General features: G+C 54.8%; 24 protein-coding genes. 5 read left to right on the top strand and 19 right to left on the bottom strand.

The window, feature by feature from the left end:
- Nucleotides 1–45 precede the first annotated feature (45 nt).
- The gene (locus ACTUJZ_RS15460; protein WP_463637237.1) at nt 46–2,646 is read left to right on the top strand and encodes a sensor domain-containing phosphodiesterase; all 2,601 of its coding nucleotides are present in this window, start codon (nt 46–48) and stop codon (nt 2,644–2,646) included.
- A gap of 98 nt (nt 2,647–2,744) precedes the next feature.
- Here the strand turns inward: ACTUJZ_RS15460 and rep are convergent, their stop codons facing one another.
- On the bottom strand, nt 2,745–4,760 hold the full coding sequence (rep, locus tag ACTUJZ_RS15455; protein WP_463637236.1) for a DNA helicase Rep: 2,016 nt from the start codon (nt 4,758–4,760) through the stop codon (nt 2,745–2,747).
- A 112-nt stretch (nt 4,761–4,872) separates the two neighbouring features.
- Between rep and ubiK the strand changes: the two genes are divergently transcribed.
- Nucleotides 4,873–5,127 carry a ubiquinone biosynthesis accessory factor UbiK gene (ubiK, locus tag ACTUJZ_RS15450; RefSeq protein ID WP_463637235.1) on the top strand — a complete coding sequence of 85 codons (255 nt, stop codon included), beginning with the start codon at nt 4,873–4,875 and terminating at the stop codon, nt 5,125–5,127.
- Between the two features lie 4 nt (nt 5,128–5,131).
- Here ubiK and ubiA read toward each other — a convergent pair whose 3' ends face one another.
- The gene (gene ubiA / locus ACTUJZ_RS15445) at nt 5,132–6,010 is read right to left on the bottom strand and encodes a 4-hydroxybenzoate octaprenyltransferase (protein WP_463637234.1); all 879 of its coding nucleotides are present in this window, start codon (nt 6,008–6,010) and stop codon (nt 5,132–5,134) included.
- Nucleotides 6,011–6,012: 2 nt separating this feature from the next.
- Complete coding sequence (locus ACTUJZ_RS15440) at nt 6,013–6,561, bottom strand: chorismate--pyruvate lyase family protein (protein WP_463637233.1); 549 nt, start codon at nt 6,559–6,561, stop codon at nt 6,013–6,015.
- A gap of 277 nt (nt 6,562–6,838) precedes the next feature.
- On the opposite strand from ACTUJZ_RS15440, the gene ACTUJZ_RS15435 reads away from it, so the two are divergent.
- Complete coding sequence (locus tag ACTUJZ_RS15435) at nt 6,839–7,249, top strand: flagellar basal body-associated protein FliL (protein WP_463637232.1); 411 nt, start codon at nt 6,839–6,841, stop codon at nt 7,247–7,249.
- Here ACTUJZ_RS15435 and glpG read toward each other — a convergent pair.
- The 8 genes from glpG to ACTUJZ_RS15395 all read right to left on the bottom strand — a co-directional run bounded on the left by glpG (nt 7,246) and on the right by ACTUJZ_RS15395 (nt 15,915).
- On the bottom strand, nt 7,246–8,106 hold the full coding sequence (glpG, locus tag ACTUJZ_RS15430) for a rhomboid family intramembrane serine protease GlpG (RefSeq protein ID WP_463637231.1): 861 nt from the start codon (nt 8,104–8,106) through the stop codon (nt 7,246–7,248). The two genes, ACTUJZ_RS15435 and glpG, sit on opposite strands and share 4 nt — an antisense overlap.
- A complete protein-coding gene (gene glpE / locus ACTUJZ_RS15425; protein ID WP_463637230.1) occupies nt 8,103–8,420 on the bottom strand; it encodes a thiosulfate sulfurtransferase GlpE in 318 nt (105 codons plus the stop codon). The genes glpG and glpE overlap by 4 nt, the downstream gene beginning before the upstream one ends.
- 6 nt (nt 8,421–8,426) lie before the next feature.
- Nucleotides 8,427–9,449 carry an L-threonine 3-dehydrogenase gene (tdh, locus tag ACTUJZ_RS15420; RefSeq protein ID WP_463637229.1) on the bottom strand — a complete coding sequence of 341 codons (1,023 nt, stop codon included), beginning with the start codon at nt 9,447–9,449 and terminating at the stop codon, nt 8,427–8,429.
- A complete protein-coding gene (locus tag ACTUJZ_RS15415) occupies nt 9,446–10,642 on the bottom strand; it encodes a glycine C-acetyltransferase (protein WP_463637228.1) in 1,197 nt (398 codons plus the stop codon). Before ACTUJZ_RS15415 ends, tdh begins: the two co-directional genes overlap by 4 nt.
- 130 nt (nt 10,643–10,772) lie before the next feature.
- Complete coding sequence (locus ACTUJZ_RS15410) at nt 10,773–13,229, bottom strand: putative bifunctional diguanylate cyclase/phosphodiesterase (RefSeq protein ID WP_463637227.1); 2,457 nt, start codon at nt 13,227–13,229, stop codon at nt 10,773–10,775.
- Between the two features lie 4 nt (nt 13,230–13,233).
- The gene (locus tag ACTUJZ_RS15405) at nt 13,234–14,400 is read right to left on the bottom strand and encodes a hypothetical protein (RefSeq protein WP_463637226.1); all 1,167 of its coding nucleotides are present in this window, start codon (nt 14,398–14,400) and stop codon (nt 13,234–13,236) included.
- Entirely contained in the window at nt 14,397–14,795 is a 399-nt protein-coding gene (locus ACTUJZ_RS15400; protein ID WP_463637225.1) for a hypothetical protein, read from the bottom strand. The genes ACTUJZ_RS15405 and ACTUJZ_RS15400 overlap by 4 nt, the downstream gene beginning before the upstream one ends.
- 163 nt (nt 14,796–14,958) lie before the next feature.
- Nucleotides 14,959–15,915 carry a glycosyltransferase family 9 protein gene (locus ACTUJZ_RS15395; RefSeq protein ID WP_463637276.1) on the bottom strand — a complete coding sequence of 319 codons (957 nt, stop codon included), beginning with the start codon at nt 15,913–15,915 and terminating at the stop codon, nt 14,959–14,961.
- Nucleotides 15,916–16,050: 135 nt separating this feature from the next.
- Between ACTUJZ_RS15395 and ACTUJZ_RS15390 the strand changes: the two genes are divergently transcribed.
- Together ACTUJZ_RS15390 and coaD are read left to right on the top strand one after the other, a co-directional pair.
- Nucleotides 16,051–16,770 (top strand): 3-deoxy-D-manno-octulosonic acid kinase, encoded by a 720-nt coding sequence (locus ACTUJZ_RS15390; RefSeq protein ID WP_463637224.1) that lies wholly within the window; start codon nt 16,051–16,053, stop codon nt 16,768–16,770.
- 65 nt (nt 16,771–16,835) lie between these two features.
- Complete coding sequence (gene coaD / locus ACTUJZ_RS15385; RefSeq protein WP_463637223.1) at nt 16,836–17,345, top strand: pantetheine-phosphate adenylyltransferase; 510 nt, start codon at nt 16,836–16,838, stop codon at nt 17,343–17,345.
- Here the strand turns inward: coaD and mutM are convergent, their stop codons facing one another.
- From mutM to ACTUJZ_RS15345, 8 genes are all read right to left on the bottom strand, one after another.
- Entirely contained in the window at nt 17,346–18,155 is an 810-nt protein-coding gene (gene mutM / locus ACTUJZ_RS15380) for a bifunctional DNA-formamidopyrimidine glycosylase/DNA-(apurinic or apyrimidinic site) lyase (protein ID WP_463637222.1), read from the bottom strand. It abuts the gene before it with no gap.
- A gap of 12 nt (nt 18,156–18,167) precedes the next feature.
- The gene (locus ACTUJZ_RS15375; RefSeq protein WP_463637221.1) at nt 18,168–18,611 is read right to left on the bottom strand and encodes a hypothetical protein; all 444 of its coding nucleotides are present in this window, start codon (nt 18,609–18,611) and stop codon (nt 18,168–18,170) included.
- 166 nt (nt 18,612–18,777) lie between these two features.
- The gene (gene rpmG / locus ACTUJZ_RS15370; protein WP_013786148.1) at nt 18,778–18,933 is read right to left on the bottom strand and encodes a 50S ribosomal protein L33; all 156 of its coding nucleotides are present in this window, start codon (nt 18,931–18,933) and stop codon (nt 18,778–18,780) included.
- A gap of 12 nt (nt 18,934–18,945) precedes the next feature.
- Nucleotides 18,946–19,182, bottom strand: coding sequence for a 50S ribosomal protein L28 (gene rpmB / locus ACTUJZ_RS15365; RefSeq protein WP_139754770.1), 237 nt, complete (start codon nt 19,180–19,182; stop codon nt 18,946–18,948).
- Nucleotides 19,183–19,485: 303 nt separating this feature from the next.
- The gene (locus ACTUJZ_RS15360) at nt 19,486–20,487 is read right to left on the bottom strand and encodes a glycosyltransferase (RefSeq protein ID WP_463637220.1); all 1,002 of its coding nucleotides are present in this window, start codon (nt 20,485–20,487) and stop codon (nt 19,486–19,488) included.
- A gap of 55 nt (nt 20,488–20,542) precedes the next feature.
- On the bottom strand, nt 20,543–22,648 hold the full coding sequence (locus ACTUJZ_RS15355) for a YjbH domain-containing protein (RefSeq protein ID WP_463637219.1): 2,106 nt from the start codon (nt 22,646–22,648) through the stop codon (nt 20,543–20,545).
- Nucleotides 22,648–23,370 carry a capsule biosynthesis GfcC family protein gene (locus ACTUJZ_RS15350; RefSeq protein WP_463637218.1) on the bottom strand — a complete coding sequence of 241 codons (723 nt, stop codon included), beginning with the start codon at nt 23,368–23,370 and terminating at the stop codon, nt 22,648–22,650. The genes ACTUJZ_RS15355 and ACTUJZ_RS15350 overlap by 1 nt, the downstream gene beginning before the upstream one ends.
- Nucleotides 23,370–24,065 carry a YjbF family lipoprotein gene (locus ACTUJZ_RS15345; protein ID WP_463637217.1) on the bottom strand — a complete coding sequence of 232 codons (696 nt, stop codon included), beginning with the start codon at nt 24,063–24,065 and terminating at the stop codon, nt 23,370–23,372. Before ACTUJZ_RS15345 ends, ACTUJZ_RS15350 begins: the two co-directional genes overlap by 1 nt.
- Nucleotides 24,066–24,111 lie beyond the last annotated feature (46 nt).

Genomic DNA, 24,111 nt, shown 5'->3' with positions numbered 1-24,111 from the left:
GGTTAGGTAGGTTAATACTAAATTATCATAAGCTGGCACCCTTGAATGTCGACAGAGTCTACGCAGTATCCGTTGTCTGAGGAAGAGCTCTTAGAGCTGATCCCGCAACTGCAGCAACTAACGGAAAAATATAAACGCGCGGAGCGCGTACAAAAAGCCCTGTTCGATATCTCTGAACTGGCCAGCTCAGTCAGTAATCTTAATCGTCTTTATTCTGCTATTCACGAAATCATCGGCGACTTTATGAATGCCGATAACTTCTTTGTCGCCTTCTACGAGCGCGACGCCAATCTGATTAATTTTGCCTATTTTGTGGATGAGTTTGACGAGCAAACCATCAATCAGGTGCCGGCCGATCAGCTGATGGACGGCATCACCGGCTATATCCTGCGTACCGGCAATCATGTGTTTTTAGATAAACACAACACCGATGAATTTGGTGAGCGCACCGGTACCAAGCTGGTCGGCGCCACGCCGCACCAGTTTCTGGGCGTACCGCTAAAACGCGGCACTCAGGTGATTGGCGCCATGGTGGTGCAAACCTACGATGAAGATGTGCTCTACTCCAACGAAGATTTAGAGGTGCTGCTATTTGTGTCGCAGCACATTGTGACCACGGTGGATCGGGTCAAAAGTCGCGAGCTGACCGAGCGCACCATTCGCGAACGCACCCGTCAGCTGCGCAAAATCAATGACGATTTGCAGGAAGAAATTTTAGAGCGCCAGAAGGTTGAACAACTTCAAAATGCCTTGTTTGAAATCTCGGAGCTAGCTGCTAACCATGATGGCGATATGGGCAGCTTTTATTCTAGCCTGCACGAGATCCTGGCCCGCCTGATCAGCGCCCCCAACTGCTTCATCGCCATTCTAAACGAAGCGCGTGATAAACTGTGCTTTCCATACTTCAGCGACACCATGAATGACACCGCTGAAGAACGTCCGCTAGGCCTGGGCGTGACCGAGTTTGTGTTACGCAGTGGCCAGGCTGAGCTGATCAACCCACCGCGGGTCTTGGAGCTGGCCGAATCCGGTGAGCTGGATGTGTCGGTGGCTAAAACCATGCTTAAAAGCGCCAACTCCTGGCTGGGCTCGCCACTGGTAGTGGAAGGCGAGATTTCAGGTGTGATCGCGGTGCAAACCTACGGCAAACACGACAAATACACCGCCCGGGATCTGGAACTGCTGCGCTTTGTCTCACACCACATTGCGGTGGCCATGGAGCGTAAGCGCAGTACCGAGGCCATCCATCAGTACAATCAGCAGTTGGAAGAACGGGTTAAAGCACGCACCGAAGAGCTCAACGAAGCCAATGCCAGCCTGCGCAAGCAGATTGATGAGCGTAAAGAGATGGAGCTTAAACTCATCCACGATGCCCATCATGATGCGCTGACCGATCTGCCCAACCGCGCCATGTTTACCAACCGCCTGGAACTGGCCCTTGCCAATAAACAACGCCACCCGGAAAATATGTTTGCGGTGCTATTTATTGACCTCGACCGCTTCAAGGTGATCAACGATACCCTGGGGCATCATGCCGGCGATGAGTTTTTGGTGGAAGTGGCGCGGCGCATCTCATTGTGTATTCGTGGCCACGATCTGCTGGCCCGCTTAGGCGGCGATGAGTTTGTAGTGCTGCTGGATAATTTTGCCGACAACGGTGATGTGGAAGATGTGGCCGCGCGTGTCATCGATGCGGTGTCTGAGCCGTTCATGCTGGAAGGCAAAGAGATGTACTCGGGTGCCAGTATCGGTATTGCCCACCTAGAAGCGTATTACCGCGCAGCAGATGAGATTTTGCGCGATGCTGATGCCGCCATGTATCAGGCCAAAACCTTAGGCCGTGGGCGCTTTGTGCTGTTTGATAAAAGCATGCGCGAGCGCCTGTTGGAAGAGCTGGAACTGGAAAACCAGTTTCGCTATGCGCTGCGTGAAGAAGAATTTGAGTGCTATCTGCAGCCGGTTATCAACCTGCAATCTAAAGAAGCCATTTACCATGAGCTGTATGTGCGCTGGTCGCACCCGCAACATGGCAAGGTGGCCCGCGAACAGTTTCGCCAGGTGGCCGAGCAAAGCGGCCTGACTTTAGATTTGGATTTATTCCAGTTGCACAAAGCCTGTGACCTGCTGGAAGAGTGGAAAGATGACAGTAGCCGCCCGGCCCGCATTGCGGTAAATGTGTCGATTAACCATTTATTGCAACCCGAGCTGGTGAACAAAATCATTGGTCTGGTCAAACACCGCGGCACCAACCCCAGCCGGCTGGTGTTTGAGTTTGATGAAAATGACTTAAACCGGCGTTCTCAGTACATCTTACCGGCGATTAAAAAGCTCAAGCGGGCCGGGCTGACGCTGGTGCTGGATAATTTTGGCAGTGGCCTGGCTTCGCTCAGCTATCTGTTTGCCTACCCATTTGATTACATCAAGATTGATCATCGGTTTGTCAAATCCCTGCCGCGCTCGCAACGTAACTTAAAGCTCATTCAGTCGGTGATGCTGATCTCAGAACATCTGCGCTTTAAAGTGATTGCTGAAGGGGTGGATTCGCCGTCACAGCTAGCTGCACTCACAGAGATCCAGTGCAATTATGCTCAGGGCAAGGTGTTAAGTCAGGCGCGCTCGCTATCTTTGCGTCAGGTGGCGGTCTAGCCATTCAGCGCCTGGCTTGGTCTTACTGGATTTATTTTGCTGACTTCAAGGGTGAGTAAAGACTTACCCTTCCCTGCAACTTGTGGTTAAAACGCGCTTCAGTCTTTGCCTAACATTGCACGCAGATTGGCGATGCTTTTCTGGCCTTTTTCCTGGCGTTCTTCTTTGCTGACCTGCTTTTTTTGCTGTTCCCACTGCACATCGTCCATAGGCAGCTCATCTAAAAAGCGGCTGGGTTCGGGGTTAATCACCTCACCAAACTGGCGACGCTCTTTGGCCAGCGAAAAAATCAGTTCGCGCTGGGCGCGGGTAATGCCCACATAGGCCAGGCGGCGTTCTTCTTCCACATTGTCTTCGTCAATGCTGCTTTGATGCGGCAGCAGGCCTTCTTCCATACCCACCAAAAACACTACCGGGAACTCCAGCCCTTTGGAGGCATGCAGGGTCATCAGCTGAACCTGATCAGTTTCGGCATCATCTTCCCCGCGCTCCATCATGTCACGCAGGATCAGCCGGTTGACCACCTCGGTCAGGGTCATGGGCGAGTCCAGGTCGCTGCCTTCGAGCATATCAGTGATCCAGCCAAACAGCGTACTGACATTGGCCATGGCCATTTCGGCGGCTTTTGGCGTGGTGCTCTGCTCGTACAGCCATTCCTCATAGCCCATGGATTTAATCATCTCACGCAGCACCGCCTTGGTATCGCCACGCTGGGCATTGTCAGACAGCTCCACCATCCAGCGGCCAAAGCCGGCCACCCGATGATAGGCCGCCTCGCTCATGACCTGTGACAGGCGGCTGTCCACCGCGGCGGCAAATATAGACACGCCCAGCTCATTGGCAAAGTTACCCAGCTTTTCTAGGGTGGCGCGGCCGATGCCCCGGTGCGGGGTATTGATCACCCGCAGCAAGGCATTGTCATCATCCGGGTTCACCAGCAGGCGCAGGTAGGCCATGATGTCTTTAACCTCGGTGCGGCCAAAAAATGACATACCGCCGCTGATTTTGTACGGAATACGGTTACTCATCAGCAGCTTTTCAAACAGGCGGCTTTGATGGTTGCCGCGATACAGAATGGCGTAGTCTTTAAACTGGCTGCGGTTCATAAACTTATGCGCAATCAGTTCAGCCACCACCCGCTCGGCTTCGTGCTCTTCGTTTTTGGCGCTGATCACCCGCAGCGGCTCACCGTAGGCCAGCTCGGAAAACAGGGTTTTATCAAACAAATGCGGGTTGTTCTGAATAAGGATATTGGCGCAATGCAAGATGCGGCCGGAAGAGCGGTAATTTTGCTGCAGCTTGATCACATTCAGGCGCGGAAAATCCTGCTGTAATAAATTCAGATTTTGCGGCTTGGCCCCGCGCCAGGAATAAATTGACTGATCATCGTCGCCCACCACGGTAAAGCGGGCGCGCTCGCCCACCAGCAGCTTCACCAGTTCATACTGACTGGTGTTGGTGTCCTGGTATTCATCCACCAGCAGATAACGAATTTTACGCTGCCACTTATCGCGTACCTTCTCGCTAGATTGCAACAACAGCGTGGGCAGCAGGATCAAATCATCAAAATCCAGCGCATTGTAGGCTTTTAAGTGGTTTTGATATTGCTGGTAATATTCAGCAAATTCACGCTCACCAGTGCTTTGCGCCTGCTTGAGCAATGCCTCTGGCAACAGCAGGTCATTTTTCCAGTTGGAGATGCAACTTTGCAGTAGCGACAGCTGGTCTTTGTCGCCATCAATGGTGTCTTCAGTTAAGTCTTTGAGCAGCGCCATGGAGTCTTTATCGTCGAATAACGAAAAGCCCGGCTTTAAGCCCAAATCTTTGACATGGGCCTTGATGATGCTTAAGCCCAAGGTATGAAAGGTCGACACCTTTAAGCCGCGCGCTTCGGTTTTGCCCAGGGTCTGAGCCACCCGCTCTTTCATCTCGCGGGCCGCTTTGTTGGTAAAGGTCACCGCGGCGATTTGCCGGGCCGGCATATCGCAGTTACGCACCAGATACGCAATCTTATTGGTGATCACCCGGGTTTTGCCGCTGCCGGCCCCGGCCAGAACCAGACACGGGCCTGATACGTATGTGACTGCAGATTGTTGGGCATCGTTTAAGCGCATAGACAAGGTAACCCGGGCGTAGGAAGATTAGACACTGGCGGTTTTCATTGTATGTGCCCAGCTTTGCTTTAGAATAGACACAACATGATGTGGCGCATTATAGAGGAAAATTATGCTCGATCCGAAAAAACTCGAAGAACTGGCCAAACAAATTTCAGATGCGGTGCCCCCGGGCGTGCGCAATATGGCCGAGGGTGCTGAAGCGCGCATCAAACAAATTTTGCAGTCGCAGCTAAGCAAGCTGGATTTGGTGAGCCGCGAAGAATTTGATATTCAAAGTCAGGTGCTGATCCGCACCCGTGAAAAGCTTGATGCCATGGAAGCCCGTCTGGCCGAACTGGAAAGCAAGCACCAGGGCGACAAGTAACGCCCTAGCCGCCCACCACCAGATACTGCATCAGCAGGCCCACGGTAAATACCAGGCCGATATAGTGATTATCTAAAAAGGCCTGGAAGCAGGCCTGGCGGTCGCGCCCACGTACACTGAATTGCTGCTGGCCAAACAATCCGGCAGCAATGATGAGCGCGGTATACACCGGCCAGCTGGCATCAATCAGCATGCCGGCCAGCGCCAGCAAACCTAAGGTAAGCACCTGCAAGGCGCCCACCACGGCCTTATCATAGCGGCCAAACAAGATGGCTGTGGATTTGATGCCCACTTTCAAATCATCGTCTCTGTCCACCATGGCATACAAGGTATCGTAGGCCACCGTCCAGGCGATATTGGCAATAAACAACACCCAGCCCACCGGCGGTACCGTTTCACGAATGGCTAAAAACGCCATGGGGATCGCACAGCTAAAAGCCGCGCCTAACACCACCTGGGGCAGATGCGTATAGCGCTTCATAAAGGGATAACAGGCTGCCAGCGCCACCGCCACCACCGACATGACAATGGTCTGCCAGTTTAAAAACAGTACCAGCACAAACGCCAGGGCCACCAGCAGCCCAAACAGCTGCAAGGCTTCGGCACTGCTGGCCTGGCCACTGACCAGTGGGCGGCCTTCAGTGCGCTCTACTGCACCATCCACCTTGCGGTCGGCATAGTCATTGATCACACAGCCAGCCGAGCGCATCAGTACCACCCCGGCGATGAATATCGCCGTGACCGGCAGCGTCGGTACGCCTTCGGCAGCAATGACCAGCGCCCACAATGTGGGCCACAGCAGCAGGTAGATGCCGATGGGTTTGTCTAGGCGGGTGAGCTGCACATAGGCGTGCCAGTTAGAAAATGTCAGGTGCTTGTGCATGCTTAACTGCCCTGGTAAGCCGGAGCATCCGGTAAAAAGATTTCTGCCACAATAATGTCATCGTCGCCACAGTGAAAACGCGAGCGCCGGCCCCACAGTTCCTCGCGCTGGCGCTGCTGGCCGGTAAAACAAAATGCGCTGGCCGGTACCCGGCACAGCTCAAATTCGCTGCGGCTAAAGCGGGGATCGTTGAACAGCCGTTTGCCTAAGGGCTCATTGCCTAAGTTGGCCAGTTCCTGGCGCACCAGGCTTTGCGGTAAAATGGAACGCGCAAATACCCAGGGCTGGCTATCCCCGTACAGCACCACTTCACGGGCTTGCCAGTGATGGCCGGGACGTGCCGGCAGCCAGCGCTGCTCATTGGCGCTTAAGGGCACCTCGCCCTGGCCCAGCCTGGCTAGGCTGAACTGACGGCAGCATTCCTCCAGCCGCTCGGTCAGCGAGCCGGTATCCAGCAGCCAGTGATGCAGGGTCGCGGAGGGGATCGCCATCTCACTGGCAGGCTGCCATTGCACCTGCAGCCCATGTTGATAAGGAAAAGTGTATTCCAAAGACTAATTCACTCTGGCCGGTTTGCGCGCTATCTTAGCATTATGACAGGCGCCTGGCCTAGTCTGAGCTGTAGCCTTGTTGATTCGGCTATGCTCCTGATCGCTTCGGCTACATGCGTGCCAATACGGGTGTGTGGCAATACCGGGGTATGGAACCAAAGGTCGTTTAATATTGCCGGTTTGCTACACTCAGTGTATCTTTGCCCGCGACTGACCCTGCCGGCGGGGCCGCACTGGGTATCTCTTTTTTAAGCATTTAACATAGCAGCATCTGATTATGCGTCACTGGATTCGACATTGTGTATTTTTGGCAGGAATTGCCGGCTTTTTGAGTGCCCCTGGGCACGCGCAGGATAAACCTAACTATGCCTACCTGGGTTTAGAGCCGGATATCATTACCAACTTTATCAGCCCCAGTGCGCGAAAACTGGGCTATGTGCGTATTTCGGTGGAGTTGATGATCAATGATGCTGACCAGATGGAAATCGCCGAGCATCATATGCCATTGCTGCGGGCCACAGCCATTGAGATCGTCGGCCAGCAGAGTGCCGAAAAGGTCAAATCCCTGACCGGGCGTGAAGATATTCGCCTGGCCATGCTGGCCGCATTACAACAACACATGAAACAGGAAACCGGTGCGGAAATCATCAAAAATGTGATTTTCACCAAGTACCTGTATCACATCTAGGCTGCCCGCCCGCGCCGGGCATTGCCCAGTGCCAGAATCGCCGCCAGCGCACAGCCGCTGATAAGCCCCACGGTATGGGCGGTATTGGCCATATTCACCCACAGCACATCGGCATAACCGACCACCAGCCACACCAGCATAAAGCCGATGATGGATTTGGGCAGCGAAAGCCCCCAGGACGGCCGTAGCCAGCCCAGCCACCAGATAAAGCCCAGCAGGGCATACACCACGCCCGACATGCCGCCAAAATTAGGCCCACTGACCAGCAATTGCGCCAGATTAGAGGTGATGGCGGATACCGCAAATACCAACAGCAGCATCGAGATGCCCAGCACCCGCTCTATCTGCGCGCCCAGCATGCCCCACCATAATAGGTTGAATACAAAATGCAGCGCGCTGAAATGTAAAAACACCGGCCCCAGCAAGCGCCACCATTCGTGATTTTGTGCCAGCATGCCCAGCGGCTGAATGGTCAGGGTGTCATACAAGGGCGCAAACCAGCCCAGCAGGGATAATCCATACACCAGCGTGCATATCACAAAGATCACGGCGGTAAACGGGGCCTGGCGAGCCTGCGAAAGAATACGCGTAGTGGTCCCAGAAGAGCTGCGCTGCAGATTCACCCCTTCACCGGATTGCCAGGCGGCTTGCCGGTAGCGCGGATGATTGGGTTCGCGTAAAAAGGTTTCGCAAATCTGGCGCACCCGGTCCATGTCCGCAGGCGGGGTGCCGGTCAGGCAGATTTCATACTCATGGGCATCACGGGTCATCACCGTGGCGGCAATGCCCTGGCTGGTCAGATAGTTGGCCAGCGAATGGGCATGGGCCTGGCTGTTAAGAGTAAGAAGAGGGGTCACGCCGGGCCTACTGCTACCGTCTGGCCTTGCTGCCAGGCTTCAAAGCCGCCATCCATGCTGTACACCATGTTAAAGCCCTGATTGATTAGCATCTGGGCAGCCTGCTGGCTGCTGATGCCGTGATAACATACCACTACCACCGGTGTGGTGCGTGGCGTGTCGGTCAAAAACTGACTAATGTTGTCGTTATTTAAATGCATCGCCTCAGGCATGTGCCCGCGGGCAAATGACTGCGGGTCGCGAATATCGACAACCGTATAGGCGGCCGGATCGGCCGCCACATCCTGCACAGAAATGTGCGCAAATTCAGGCATATTGTACTACCAGTTAAGAATGACTTTACCGGACTCTCCTGAGCCCATCTGGTCAAAGCCTTGTTGATATTCATCCACCGCAAACTGGTGGGTAATGATGGGTGACAAGTCCAGGCCGCTTTGCAGCAGGCTGGCCATTTTGTACCAGGTTTCAAACATCTCGCGGCCGTAGATACCTTTGATCACCAGGCCTTTGAAAATCACTTTGTTCCAGTCGATGGCCAGCTCTGACGGCGGAATGCCCAACATGGCAACCTTGCCGCCGTTGTTCATGGTATCCAGCATATCGCGAAAAGCGGATGGCACGCCTGACATCTCCAGGCCCACATCAAAGCCTTCGCTCATGCCCAGCTCGTTCATCACATCACGCAGATTTTCTTTGCTGACATCCACCGTGCGCGTGGCGCCCATGGTTTTGGCCAGCTCCAGCCGATACGGGTTCACATCGGTGATGACCACATGACGTGCACCCACATGTCTGGCCACCGCCGCTGCCATAGCGCCGATAGGGCCGGCGCCGGTGATCAGCACATCCTCGCCGACCAAATCAAACGACAACGCAGTGTGCACCGCATTGCCAAACGGGTCGAAGATAGCGGCTAAATCATCGGAGATATTATCCGGGATTTTAAATGCATTGAATGCCGGGATCACCAAATATTCAGCAAAGGCACCGGGGCGGTTTACGCCTACCCCAGTGGTATTGCGGCACAAGTGGCGGCGGCCAGCACGGCAATTGCGACAGTGCCCGCAGGTAATGTGGCCTTCACCGGAGACCCGGTCGCCCAGCTCAAAACCGCGCACTTCCTGGCCCATGCCCACCACTTCGCCCACGTACTCGTGGCCGACCACCATGGGCACCGGGATGGTCTGCTGTGACCATTCATCCCAGTTGTAGATGTGCATGTCGGTACCGCAAATCGCAGTTTTGCGAATCTTGATCAGCAGGTCATTATGGCCCACCTCCGGCTCCGGGGTATCCTGCAGCCAGATGCCTTTTTCAGCTTTAGCTTTAACTAATGATTTCATTGCACCACTCCCAGCTCGCGGCCCACCTCAATAAAGGCATCCACCGCTTTATCCACGTGCTCAATGCTGTGCGCCGCTGACATCTGCGTGCGGATCCGCGCCTGGCCCTTAGGCACCACCGGATACGAAAAGCCAATCACATAGATGCCTTTTTGCAGCAGCTTGTCTGCCATCTGGCTGGCCAGTTTGGCATCGCCCAGCATCACCGGAATGATGGCGTGATCTTTACCGGCCAGGGTAAAGCCAGCCTCTTGCATGCGCTGTCTGAAATGACTGGCATTTTTCCAAAGCTGGTCACGCAACTGATGACCGTTAGCCATCATGTCGAACACCTTCAGTGACGCCGACACAATCGGTGGCGCTACCGAGTTTGAAAACAGATACGGGCGTGAGCGCTGACGCAGCCACTCAACAATTTCTTTTTTCGCGGAGGTATAGCCGCCGGAGGCACCGCCTAAGGCTTTACCTAAGGTCCCGGTGATGATGTCGACCCGGTCCAGCACATCGCAGTATTCATGGCTACCACGGCCATTTTCACCCAGAAAACCGGTAGCGTGGCAATCGTCAATCATCACCAGCGCATCGTACTGGTCGGCCAAATCGCAAATGCCTTTTAAGTTGGCAATCACGCCATCCATGCTAAACACACCGTCGGTAGCGATTACTTTGAAGCGCGCGCCATCGGCCACCGCCTGTTTCAGCTGGTCTTCCAGCGCGGCCATGTCATTGTTAGCATAACGGTAACGTTTGGCTTTGCTCAGGCGCACACCGTCGATGATACTGGCATGGTTCAGCGCATCTGAGATGATGGCATCTTCGGGGCCCAGCAGGGTTTCAAACAGGCCACCGTTGGCGTCGAAGCACGAAGGATACAAAATGGTATCTTCCATACCCAGAAACTGACTGATTTTTTGTTCCAGCTGTTTGTGGATGTCCTGGGTGCCGCAGATAAAGCGTACCGAGGCCACGCCGAAGCCGTGAGAGTCCAGGCCGTCTTTGGCGGCGGCGATAAGATCAGGATGATTGGCCAGCCCCAGATAGTTATTGGCACAAAAGTTGATCACCTGGTCGCTGTGCTCCACCTCAATATCCGCTTTTTGTTGCGAGGTAATGACCCGCTCTTTTTTATACAGGCCATCTTCTTTGACCTGCTCGATTTGCGAATTTAGGTGTGCAATGAATGCCTCAGACATGCGTATCTCCGTTTAAGAAATAAGAAGGGCCATTTTAGTCAATGGCGGATGCAGGGTACACTCTTTGCCCGGATTGGCCGTGACTTTGGCGGGCCGGCAAGACGGGCGGATGTAAATAATTCGCCACACCTTAGCCGTTTGCCTGTTGTTGCTCAACCCCTTTCCATACACCTTGAACGGTGTTTTTGTTCAGTTGTTCCCACAGCGCGGCCTGCGGAATGGGCGGGCTGAACAGATAGCCCTGCGCCTGGTGACAACCAAAGCTGGCCAGCATATCCAGCTGCTCCTGGGTTTCGATACCTTCGGCAATCACAATGCGGCCCATGCCTTTGACCATGGCAATGGTGGACGACACAATCGAGCGGTCGCCGTCGCTTTGGCCCATGCCGGCCACAAAGGAGCGGTCGATTTTAATAAAGTCGGCCGGCAGCGCTTTCAAATAGCCCAGCGAGGAATAGCCGGTACCAAAATCATCAATGGCAATTTTACAGCCCATGGCGCGAATGGCTTCCAAGGTGGCGGTGGCGCGGCTGATATCGGCCACCAGCGCGGTTTCGGTCAGCTCCAGCTGCACATTGGCGGCGATCACCTGATGATTGTGGATCTGCTGCTGCAGATACGCCGGCAGCGCCGGGTCTAAAAACTGCGCAGCCGACACATTGATGGCCATTTTCAAATCGCGGTAACCGCGCTGCTGTAATTGCGCCAGCCAGCCCAGCGCCTGGTCTATCACCCAGTAATCGATGGTCATCATCAGCGAGGTGTTTTCCAGCATCGGAATAAATTCACCCGGTGAAATAAAGCCTTTATCAGGATTGTGCCAGCGGATCAGGGCTTCAAAGCCGACCAGGGTCTGGTCCGGTAAGGCCACCTGCGGCTGCAGGGCCAGTGAAAAGTGCCCTTCGGCCAGTGCCAGGCGCGCATCATTTTCAAGCTCCATACGGCGGATGGCTTTTTTATGCATGGTGCTATCAAAAATACTGAAGGTGGAGCCCTGCTGCGCCTTGGCTTCATACATGGCCATGTCGGCATGGCGCAGCAAGTCGGTGGCGCTGATTTTACCGTTTTCGGTAAAAGCGATGCCGATGGACAGCGACACATGAAACTGATGATTATCAAATTGCAACGGCGTGTCGAAAGACTCGATGATCTTACAGGCCACAGTTTTGAGCTGAGTGATGGTGTCGATGCCAGACAGCAAAATCACAAACTCATCGCCGCCAAAACGTGCCGCCAGGTCGCTGTCGCGCAAGGGCCGGGACAGACGCCGGGCCGCCGCCTGGATCAGCTTATCGCCCACATCGTGGCCGTAGCTGTCGTTAACCCGCTTAAAATCGTCCAGGTCGATAAAAAATACCGCCAGCGGCTGCGGCCGGCGCTCGCGCAAGGCCACTTCTTTTTCCATCTGGAACATCAGCATATTGCGATTGGGCAGCCCGGTCAGCACATCAAACATCGCCATATTTTCCAGCTGTTCGGTGGTGCGGGTCATCTTATGGTCGATACTTTCCAGTTCAGCGGCCAGGTTGGCCGCGGCGGCTTCCAGCACATCCAGTTCATCGGGCAAACGCTTATTACGAAAGCTGGTGATTTTGGCTGCGCCCTGTTTAAATTCAGCATAACGGTGTTCGGCCAGTAAAGGTAAGCGCTGACTAATCCCCAACAGCTTGATACGCGAGCGATTGACCACCAAAAATAACATCAACGAAAAGGCTGCCAGCAAAGCGATGGCACTGCCTACCACCCAGTCTTTGTACGAGGCGGCTGCGGTGACCTGCTGAGTGATATCGCGGGTAAACAGAATATAGCTGTCGGCGGCGCGGGCATCGAGTACTGGTAACAAGCTGACCAGCAAATGGCGGCCGGCAAAGGCCACCCGCGCGCCTTGGGTAGTCAGATGGTCGATGGTGGTTTGCGCCGGCAGACTTTGCAAAATATGCATCACTGCGGTGCGGTTGGCGCTGGAAAGGCGGCTGATCACCTGCATGGAGCCGGCCAGGTGCTCACCGCGGGTAATGGCAATACGTTGTACATCGGCGGCCCGTGATAACAATGCTAATAATTCCTGGGTGCCAGTCGAAAACACCAGCACCGAAGGGGGATCGCCCTGGGTGATCACCGGGGCAGCCACATAGCGGCGGCACAGATGTTCGCAGGAAGTCAGCAATTGCGGGCGCAGATTCTCTAACGCGGCCTGGCGCTGTTGGTCCACAAAGCCGGGCATGGCCTCAGCTTCGCCATATAACAGCTTACCGGTGCTGCTGAGCAGCCATACATTGTCCACCTGCAGGCTGACATCGAGCGAGGCCCGGGCGCTTTCAATCGAATCGGTCAGCTCGCTCAAAGTTGCTGGCTGGCCATCTTTGCCGCGGGCAAAGGTATCGGCCCACAGTAAAATACGATCGGTCAGCAATGTATTGAGCAGCTCATAACGACGCATATTTTGTTGCTGCACCGCCTGATGTTGCGACTCAATGGTCGCATCAGACTGCTCAATAAGTAGCGAGCTGATGACCAGGATCAGGCTGGCCATCATCATCACCGCCAGCAACATCACCTTGGTTAAAAAGGATAACTGCACTTTCATGGGCTTAGAACCAATGCATCAACTGCACCGCCCACATGCGCCATTCCGGCTGGGTGCTTTGAGTGTGCTGAGGTAATAACAGGCCGGTGGAGCGGCCCGCACCATCCACCCAGTGGTGCTCCGCCTGCAGTCGCCATCTGGGCGCAATATCCCAGCGCAGCCCTACTGCCACAGTATCCTGATAACTGTAATAGGCCGGGATCAATCCGCCGGTTTGCTGTTCTAAGCGCTGCCCATCCGGATCGTCTTTGTTTAAGGTGTAGGTGTCGTAGCTGACCAGTGCGCTAAACTTATCGTTGATCAGGTAGCGCGCCTGCACATAACCGCCTTCACCGATACGTTTGTTGAAAAAGGTGGGCGAATAGGCCCCGCTTTCGGTGCGTAAGTCTTTGACCAGCTCGGCGCTAAATTCCCAGTGCTCGCGAAAATACATGCCGGACAAAATCCAGCGGTCCACGGTACTTTTGCCGTCCACAAACGCATCTTGCGGCGCCGCGGTGTAACAAAAATCGGAGCGCAGCCAGCTTAAGCCCAAGCGCCAGTTGTAAGTCGGCGGCTGATAAAACACACTGAACTGATGCACAAAATCCTGCTCGCCCTTGCCCCGGGCCTGATCCCCCAGCACCCGGTTGGTTTCGTCCTGATTGAGGGGTGATTTACCGTAGCTCCAGTTCACTTCCCAGGCGCCAGCCTCGGAATTTTTAGTGGCATGCCAGCTGATCCCGTCGCTACCCAGCGCAATATCTCGAAATCCGTCAAAATAGGTGGACTGGGGTAAAATGGCTGTGGCCCGGGTATGAGGCACATCGCGGGTGGCCGAGTACAGCCAGTGCTGGTTTTTAAACCGGCCCAGATGCAGGCGCGATTGCCAGCCGGCTACCGCGGGCAGCTGCCAGTCAAAAAACAGATAGTCGACCCGGCCACCGGATTTAAAGCGGTTACCGCCATTGAGATAGTTCACCTGGCCCACCAGCGCCAGCTGGTCTTGCAACTGCCAACGGCCATTGATGCCCAGCTCGGTCAAATCGGTGGTGATATCGTTATTATCGGTAATAAAATTGCTATCGATGGACTGGGTGAGTCCCTGCGAAATATAGCCATGCCAGCTAAAATCGGTGGCATGAGCCTGGCCGCATAAAATAAGAGCAAGAAAAACAAGGCGTTTGTTCACTGCGTCTCGCCCCCTGTCTGCTGTGATGAAAATGTCTGGCGCTGCACATAGCCCACTGCGCCCGGTGTTTGTCTGACTGCCTCGAGTAAGGCCTGTTCTGATTGCATGATATGGGGTGGGTCACCCTGTCCGGAATACGTGATCTGGTTCCAGATCCGTTCTAACTGATAAGGAAACATCTGCAGCATTTGGCGGCAGAATTGTTGGTGCAGCGGGGAGTCGGTTTGTAATACAAACACATGAATTTTGGTGCCATCATCCCAGTACTGCTGACGGGCTGAAAATATCGCGCGGGCGTCGGCCGGGCTCAAGCTGCTGTGGGCCACCGAGGGGTGAAACACAAATTGCAGGTTGCCTTCTGCCGCCTGCAAAGCAGGAGCAGATATAAACCACAAGGTACTTATCATCCATAATAACGCCAATGAGCGCCATCCGGGATTCTTACTACATAACAGCCTGGACACCCAGTGCCTCTCCCTGGTTGTACCGAATCTTCGCATCTTTATCAGTGTAGTTATTATTATGAATTTTGCGTTGCAGGTTCGGCCCTACCAGCAATTAGATCAATGCTGATACCTTATGCCATACCTGCTCAACGGTAATTTGTTGCATAAGCTCCTTGCCTTTTGCCCGGGTGCCCCAGCGCAGTTTGTCCCAGGATCGTCCTTTTTGTTGTTCAATGGTCTCGTCATACACCGACACCACATTATCCAAATTATTATACGGGCCAGTGCGGCGCGGGTTTGAATGCGCATACAATCCTACCACCGGCGTGCCCATGGCCGCGGCCATATGCGCCGGACCCGTATCCGGTGCAATCACTAGCACTGCCTCGCCTAGCAACGCCGCCATCTGATGCAAGTCGGTGTGTCCCACTAAATCCACCAGCGCGCTGTCTGCATGCTGTTTAATCGCATCGCTGGTGTCGCGATCCAGCTGGCCAGGGCCACCGCACAGTACCACCTGCAAGCCGTGGGCATGCAGTTTATCGGCAATCTGTGCATAGCGTGGCGCCAGCCAGTTGCGTTCAGCCTTGCTGGCCGCCGGGCTGATCACCACAAAGCGGCCTAACCGCTCAGCCTGCTGCTTAGCCCACTGCGTCGCCGTCTCTTCCAGCGGAATGTTCCAGCGCACCGGCGCCTCGGGTACCCCCAGCTTGTCGGCAAAGTCCATAAAGCCGGTCAGCACATGCGCATGGCGGCGCGGCGCAATGCGCTCATTGGTAAACAGCCAGTGCAGCTCTTTAGAGCGCTGCCAGTCAAAGCCGATACGCCGCTTAGCTTTGATCACGCGGGCCGCTAAATTGGCCCGCAGCGCCACCTGCATCATCAGCAGGGCATCAAACTGTTCATTGCCCAGCTCTTCTTTGAGCTTATTGACCGCAGCCTGTTTTTGCTTTTTATCAAAAATCACAAAGCGCACATCCGGGATCAGGCGCACCAGCTGATATTCTAATTTGCCGATAACCCAGGTAAGCTGGGCATCAGGCCACTGCTGACGAATGCGGGTAACCATGGCGGCCGCATGGGTAACATCCCCGATGGCCGACAGCCGTACCAGGCAAATTTTTTTCGTCACAGGGCGTTTCTCCACTGCGTAAAACGCTTAAACTACTAATGGTCCGCGAATTTATCATAAGTTAAAGCATTCATGGCGATAAAGCAGCAAAAACTAGGTATATCACATCATACGTTAGTGAACAGCGACTTTGCTGAGCAGCTCAACGAGCAGATTTTTTCCCCGGCCTACTGGCAACAGCAGGATGCGGTGGTCGGCCAGGCTAAGGGTCGCGGCACCAGCTGGTTTGTGCAGGGCACCGAGCATCAGCAATGGGTGCTGCGCCATTACCGGCGCGGCGGCCTGATTGGCAAGCTGTTAAGCGATCAGTTTTTGTTTGCCGGCTGGTCGCGCACTCGCCCGTTTGCCGAATTTAAGCTGTTGATGTATATGCAGGAACAAGGGCTGAATGTGCCGGTACCGGTGGCTGCTGCCGCCCGCCGTAGCGGATTGATTTACCGCGCCGACCTCCTGACCGTGCGCATTCCAGGTGCCCAGGACTTACACCAGGTGCTCACGCAGCAGGCGCTGGATACCAGTATCTGGCGGCATATCGGCGCCAGTATTAAAAAAATGCACAATGCCCAGGTGTATCATCATGATTTGAATATTCGCAATATCATGCTGGATACCCATTATGTGGCCTGGATCATCGACTTTGACCGCTGCGCGGTGCGCCGCGCCGGGGGCTGGAAACAGGCCAACCTGGACCGCTTACACCGCTCTTTTGTTAAAGAGCAGCAGCGCAGCCCCGAACTGCACTGGCAGGCCGATGACTGGAGTGCGCTGGTAGCCGGCTACAATGACACCTAAAGCCAATTGCAAGGCGCGCCAATAGGCGGTAGTGTGCGCTTATTCAAGTTACAGTGATGAACCCCATGCATACCAGAGCCATTTACCCGGGCACCTTTGACCCGATCACCAACGGCCATGCCGACCTGATTCACCGCGCATCGCAGATGTTTTCCCATGTGATTGTGGCGATTGCCTCCAACCCGAGCAAACAACCGGTGTTTTCGCTGGAAGAACGGGTAGCACTGATCAAAACAGTGACCGGTGATTTGCCTAATGTGGAAGTGCGCGGATTTACCGGGTTGCTGGCGGATTTTGCCGATAAACAAAATGCCACCATTTTGATCCGCGGCTTACGCGCGGTATCGGATTTTGAGTATGAATTTCAGCTGGCCAACATGAACCGCCGGCTCAATCCGAAGCTGGAAAGTGTGTTTTTAACGCCGTCTGAGGAAAATTCGTTTATCTCCTCGACCCTGGTCAAAGAAGTGGCCATGCACCATGGTCAGGTGCATGAGTTTTGTCATCCGGTGGTAGAAAAAGCCCTCAAAGCCCGTTTTCATACCAGTAAGGCGGATGACAACAGCAACGCCTGATCAGCGCTGGCACTGTGGGCAGTAGAACGTGTTGCGCTGACCAATCACCACACTTTTAATCGGCGTCTGGCAGGTTAAGCAAGGTTCATCGGCCCGCCCGTACACCCGTAGCTGTTGTTTAAAATAGCCTGGGTTGCCGTCACTCTGGGTAAAGTCTTTTAAGGTGGTGCCGCCCTGCTCGATGGCCTCGGCCAGGACCTGTTTGATGGCTTTGGTCAGTAGCACATAACGCGCCTGACCCACCCGGCCGGCGGCCCGACGCGGGTCGATGCCGGCCATAAACAGCGCTTCGTTGGCATAGATATTCCCCACCCCCACCACAATCGCATTATCCATAATAAAGTTTTTTACCGCGCCTTTGCGCTGGCGCGACAACTTAAACAAGCGCTGCTGATCAAAGGCCTCGGTCAGCGGTTCCGGGCCCAGCCGCTGCATCTGGCTAAGCACCGTATCGCGTGGCTGCCATAAACAGGCCCCAAAGCGCCGTGGGTCATTAAAGCGCAGGCATTTTTGATTGCCCAGCACAATATCCAGATGATCATGCTTGACCACTGGCGTGGCCGCATCAATCACCCGCAGCTTTCCTGACATGCCTAAGTGCAACACAATGGTGCCACTGCCCACTTCAATCAGCAGATATTTAGCGCGCCGGGATACCGCGATTACGGTCTGGCCCACCGCCTCCTGAATGGCTTCGGGTACCGGCCAGCGTAATTGTGGCTGGCGCACGATAATTGCCTTTATCTGCTGATCCTGCAGCCACGGCGCCACCCCGCGCCGGCTGACTTCTACTTCGGGTAACTCAGGCATCGCATACTCGTCTTAATAAGAATTCCACGGTAGTAGTGTGGGCAAGCTGACGGCTTTCAAGCGAAACCACTGCTGATCGGCTTTAACAAAAGTGGCCTCGGCGGTGGGATAAAAGGCAAACACCTGGCCTTGGTTATACCCGGCCAGCCACACTACCACTACCAGCGGGGCAAGTTGATTAACCGCCTCAGGCACATTGTCCAGCGGTGCCAGTTGGCCCTGCTGCCAGGCCTGGAGCTGGGTGGCCGGGGTGATATCCACCGGCGCATCCAGCTGGCTTTGGCGCCAGCCCTGACCGGCCCGCTCGAGTTTGTACTGGCCTTGCTCAATCCGCAACACATAGGCATCGGGCGGCAACAGCGGGCGCAGTTGCGGGGCGTCCGGCTGGGGCAAAAAACGGTCCAGATTAAATAACAGGATCATTAGCAACATCGCAAAGATTACGATGTTATTCATTATTTTAGGGGATATGCGGGTGCCAGCCATGGGTGCTCAGGTATGCCAAACAATGGCCTGACTATAGCAGATAGTCGGTAGCGGCGGAACGCCTGGCGTCGGGCGCGGCCCAAACGCAAAAAACCCGGCCAGAGCCGGGTTTTCGTGGAGACAAAAGCAAGTTTTATTACTTGATTTTGGCCTCTTTGAACATAACGTGCTTACGCACTACGGGATCAAACTTTTTGATCTCCATTTTGCCAGGCATATTACGCTTGTTCTTGTCAGTGGTGTAGAAGAAACCAGTACCTGCAGAAGAAACTAATTTGATTTTATCACGCATTGTTAGGCTTCCTTAGATTTTTTCACCACGGGCACGGATGTCAGTCAGTACTGAATCGATGCCTTTTTTATCGATAATACGCATGCCTTTAGCAGACAGACGCAGTTTAACGAAACGGTTTTCGCTCTCAACCCAGAAACGGTGAGATTGAAGGTTTGGTAAGAAGCGACGACGGGTCGCGTTACGTGCGTGCGAACGGTTATTTCCAACCGTAGGACGCTTACCTGTTACTTGACATACTCTTGACATTGTATTTGTCTCCAGAACAACGATAACTGTCGCGCCAATCGATCCCACCACCACAACTAGTCACTGGGTCAAATGACGTATTACTATAAATAAGAGGGCGCATTTTATACAGCAAAGCTATCTAAAATACAAGGTAAGCAGCAAAAAATCTGGTCGTTGCCCCCTGAAAGTCGGATCTGTCTGCGATCCCGGTGGCGGATTCTACCCTATCCTGCCCCCATTATTAAAGGGGCTGCTGCGGATCTAACCAATTTTATGGCTGTTTGCGTGCGATCCTGCTGATTTATCCGCCAAATTATCTGATCATTGCCCGCTCCGCTCGCCGTTAAAAGGTAATAACGCGGTCAGATCCGTGGTGGCATACGGGGCCTGCTGATGCAGCGGCTGGCCATCGAGCACTTGTTCGTAATACTGCTGGTAGCCTGCCGCCATCTGCAGATGGCCAAAGCGGGTTTTGGCTACTTCGTGGCACAGGCGCCGATCATAGCGGCTCATATCGGCCATGGCCTCGGCCAGAGCGGTGGCATCGGTGGCCAGGCAGCCCAGCTCCGGTTCGCTGACAATCTCTGGAATCGCCCCGTAAGGGGTGGCAAATACCGGACAGCCCAGATACAGACTCTCGGTATAGGCCAGGCCAAACGGCTCATGCCAGCGCACTGGCAATAACAGCCCCTGAGACTGGCGGATGAGCGAATGTTTGTGCTCGCCACCTACCATGCCTTTAAAGCTGACCCGCGGGGTAAAATAGGCATATCCGCCGCGGCCCAGCTTGAAGCGCGGGCCGCCCAGCACGGCCAGCTTGCGGCCGGCCAGGCTGGCGGTGGCGATGGCACCACTTAGGTTTTTGGTGGCGATGCGCGCTTTGCCTAAAAAGTGCAGATACTGCTGTTTGGGGTGAAATTCCGGCTCGCCATAGTCAGACCAGTCCAACCCGTTGTACACAAAGCAGTGGCCATGATGAATGGCTGCATGTTGCTTTGATAAAAAGATGGTGTTGGGATGATATTCACAGGCAGCGGTGGCATTAAAGTGCTCGGTCACCACAAACGGCTTATCAATGGGCTCATCCGGCGCACGATGAAAATGCACAATGTCCGGCCAGTCACCAATTAGCGGATTCAAGGGTTGATGGCGCTTGGCCACAATGGTGCCAGGCGGCACCCGGGGCGCCTCGCCCCACAAAAAACGCACCTCGTGGCCCTGCTGGCGCTGGGCCTGAGCAAGTGACCAAATCACCCGCTGAGTGCCTCCGTATTTTTCTGGCGGCAGCGAGACCCGTGAGATCAGTACATGCAGAATTTTCATGTTGTTGTTTTTCCTCTGCGTAATACAAATATGCCCACAAATGTGGGCATACTATTTAATCGTAAAACGGTGACCGTGGCGAGGTCAGATCCATCAGTTGTGACGGCCGGTTTAGCATCTGGCCCCCATCGCGTGAGATGGGTACCCAGGGGAAGCGGCCGCGGCCTTTGGCATTTTTCAGCACAAACAAGTCCAGCGGCACCGACAGGTAGAAGCCTTTGGTGAAGCTGCCTTCGCCGTATTCAGCCGAGGATGCATCGGTGAAGGCCGCATAGGCGCCTACGATTATGCCACTGTCAAAGCGCTTGGCAAAATCCAGGTTGACCCCTTTGTCTTTAGCCAAAAACTGACCGGCGCTGACGGTGATTTGGGTATCGTCCAAAAATTCCGGGCGCCAGTAGGCCGAGGCAAAGCCGGTCAGCACTTTATAATCAAAATAATCCCAATCGTTTTCGTACGAGCGCTGCTGCACATAATTCACATCCACGCCAAAGGCCAGGGTGCTGTCTACCGGACGATACAGGGCTTCAGCGCCTACCCCGCCAAACATGGTCTCCAGATGGCCGGCGTAGGCCTGGGCATACCAGTCGTCGGCGATTTTATCAGTCCAGCGGGCATACAGGGTATCTACCATCACGGTAGAGCGGGTGACATATTCGCGAATATTGGTGCGTACCCGTGGCAGTGTGGAGGCCGCACGGTCGATGGTGTAGTTAAATTTGTCGTAGTTTTCCAGTAAGGTGCCGCGCACACTGCCAAACAGCCCCACATTTTCATTAAAGGTGTAACTGCCGCCTAACAGCAGGCCGCCCTGGTACAGATAGAAGCTCTCCGGCCCGCCAAAGCTCTGGGTCCAGAAAAAGTCCGCCGAATAGCCAAAGCCCTGCACGCCTTTGGGCTGATAGCCAGCCATATCCTCATCACTGGGTGTGACGCGGGTGTAGGTGTTGGTAATATCCGTCTCCAGTCCCTCATAGCGGGCTGCGGCTTTAAAGGCCGACGCATCGATTTCGGTGGTGGTCATCGGCAGGCCGGCATTGGTTTCCACCAGCCGGTATTCACTGACCTCGTCAGGCATTTCGGCTGCCAGGATTCGACCCACCCGTTCGGTGGCTTCCACCAGGTCGCGGTAGGCGCGCTGAGCACCATACACCACCACCTTATTATCTTCGATTTTGGCATCGTGCAGATAAAAGCCGCCATCGTTGGCCAGCTCGCGCGATAACCGAACCCGGTCAATCTCCGCCATCGATGCCGCCGGCTGGCTGGTCATCAATGATTTGGGTGGCTCATCAATTTTCACCTGCTCAAAGGTGTTCATATTGAAGTTGTAAGTCACAGAAAACCCGATGGTATTACCGCGCTGATAATTGACGGCAAAGTCAAAATCATTCCAGCGATACACTGCGCCCACGTTCCAGCGGGTGTCCTGCTCCAGGCGGCCGGCCCGGTCGCGGGAATAGTTGTTGCCTTCAAATTCCACTTTTAAGCGCAGCGGCTCCCAGGGGGACTGGTATTCCACGCCGCCAAATAGCGAGGCCGGGCCTTTGAAAAACTGATCGTAATCCACTTTACCGCCCCGGCCGGAAAAGCCGGTGGGACGATCGCAAAAGCTGTCTTTGAGTTTGCAAAACGGGTTAGTGATGTTGCCCGCATTGCCCAGATAGCCCCAGCCCATGCCCACGTGAAAATCCAGCGGGCCCCACGCTTTGCTGGCGGTGACATGCTCACTTTCAAAAAAGCCCGTGCCGCCAAAATCGCGGAAGCCTAGCGAAACCTGCGGGAGATAATGGCTTTCTTCCAGCAGCCGGAATTTCACATCCAGGCCTTTGTCTTTTAAGGTTTGGTCGCCGCTGAAGCTTTCCACCTGGCTGTATAAACGGGTACGCACATCGGTATAGCGGGCCGTGGCTTCCATCCACTCAAACAATTGCATGCTCACCGTCCAGAAGCGGTACTGATCATTGTCGGAGTAGCTAAATGCCAGTTCGCCGGGTTCGCGCATGCGCGAGGTCGGAGTTTGGATCAGCCCGGTCCCGCCGTGCACCATTTGTGACGGAGTAACCGATAGCGTGGTACGGGGCGTCTGGTTGGCGGCCACCGGGGCAGCCACCAGCGCTGCCACCATAACAGATAAATAACTTGGTTTGCCTGGGATCATTACAGCACTCGATTGACAGCAAGCTCCGCCACTTTTTGATTAAGCTCAGACAGCGAAGGCGTAAGAAGATAAGAAAAGACCGGCACAAAAATCTGGCTGCCGGGCATCACAGAGGCGTAGTCCCGGTTCCAGTAGGCCGTACCCAATTTACGGATCTCCCCGGTGGGGGCAATCACATAGACAAAGTCCGGCTCGGCGTCGTCGCGCAGCGCCACCGCCTGGGTGTACTGGGCACTGTTGGCCATGGCCTGATACTGGTACGGGCCGGGTTGTTGCACCAGACCGCTCAGGTACACCACCTGCGGACGCGGGGTTAAGGTCAGCTGATACCGGCCAGGCTGAAATTGCGGATTATGCGGAGCCGATAGCCGAGCCAGATCAAAGTTCACCGGCATTTGCACGCGGTGGGCCAGCTGCCAGCCTTCGATTTGCTGGCGTAGGGCCCGTAAGGCCATGGCACGGCTATTATTGGGCTCTAAGGCGACGGTAAGCTCGTCAATCAGCGCAATCACATCCTGGCGCTGGCTTTCCACATCTTTGCTTAGATCGAACACCCGACTGGCCGGCCAGTACCAGGGCTGGGCGTTGGCCACCGGGGCCAGCACCTGCGCCAGCCGCACCGGTTCATTGTAGCGGTATTGTTGTTCATTAATTTGAATGTGCACTGCCGCCCCGGCCAGACCGCTGGTGAATAACAGTACAAGACATAATAATTTTTGCATCAGTTTGCCTGCTCCTGCGCCGCCAGTTGCCGGGCAGCCCGGCTCAGATACACCATATGAATACGATCGGCATACGGGGTGACTTGCACCGATGCCTGCACCAGCTCGCTGCTGGCCTGGCTAAACCAGTAGGTATTGGTCCAGCTTAGCCCGGCTTCCAGGTACGGCGTGGTTTTACTAAACACCACCTGTTCTTCCACCTTGCGGGTGGCAAAAGCCTGGTCAAAAATCTGCACAGTGTCGGTGCCGGCCTGGTGCCATTCACTGGTCACCTCGATACCATAACCCACGCCGTCAATATCCAGCTGGCGGGTCCAGGAGAACGCCAGCGCGCCTGGTTGGGTTAGTGGGTGGCGTCGGGTATTACTGGTGTACAGCACATCCTGCGCCAGCCCCTGGGTTTGGGTTACCACACCTTGTTGGATGTACAGCAGGCTGCTGTCGGCCGACACCCATTTGTTGGTATTATTTTCAATAAACGCCAGAGCCAGGATCACCGGGGCGCGTTCGCCGCGGGTAACCTGCAATAAATCTGCCTGGCTTTGGCGAACCTGGTCAGCACTCAGGCGTGGGCCGTCACCGGCAGCAAAGGCCAGTTTCAGGGTGTCATAATAGGCACGGTTGGTTGACGAGCAGCCGCTTATCAGCAGGCTCAGACAGACACTGGCCAAAAGGAGAACCGAATGTTTTTTCATGAAGGCGTGGTGTTAAAGCGTTAGAGGACTTAAGGACAATAAAAAA

The sequence above is a fragment of the Alteromonas sp. WD8-37 genome, assembly GCF_055326825.1.
The sequence above is the reverse complement of the archived record's forward strand: the minus strand, read 5'-3'. Positions and strand labels throughout refer to the sequence as shown.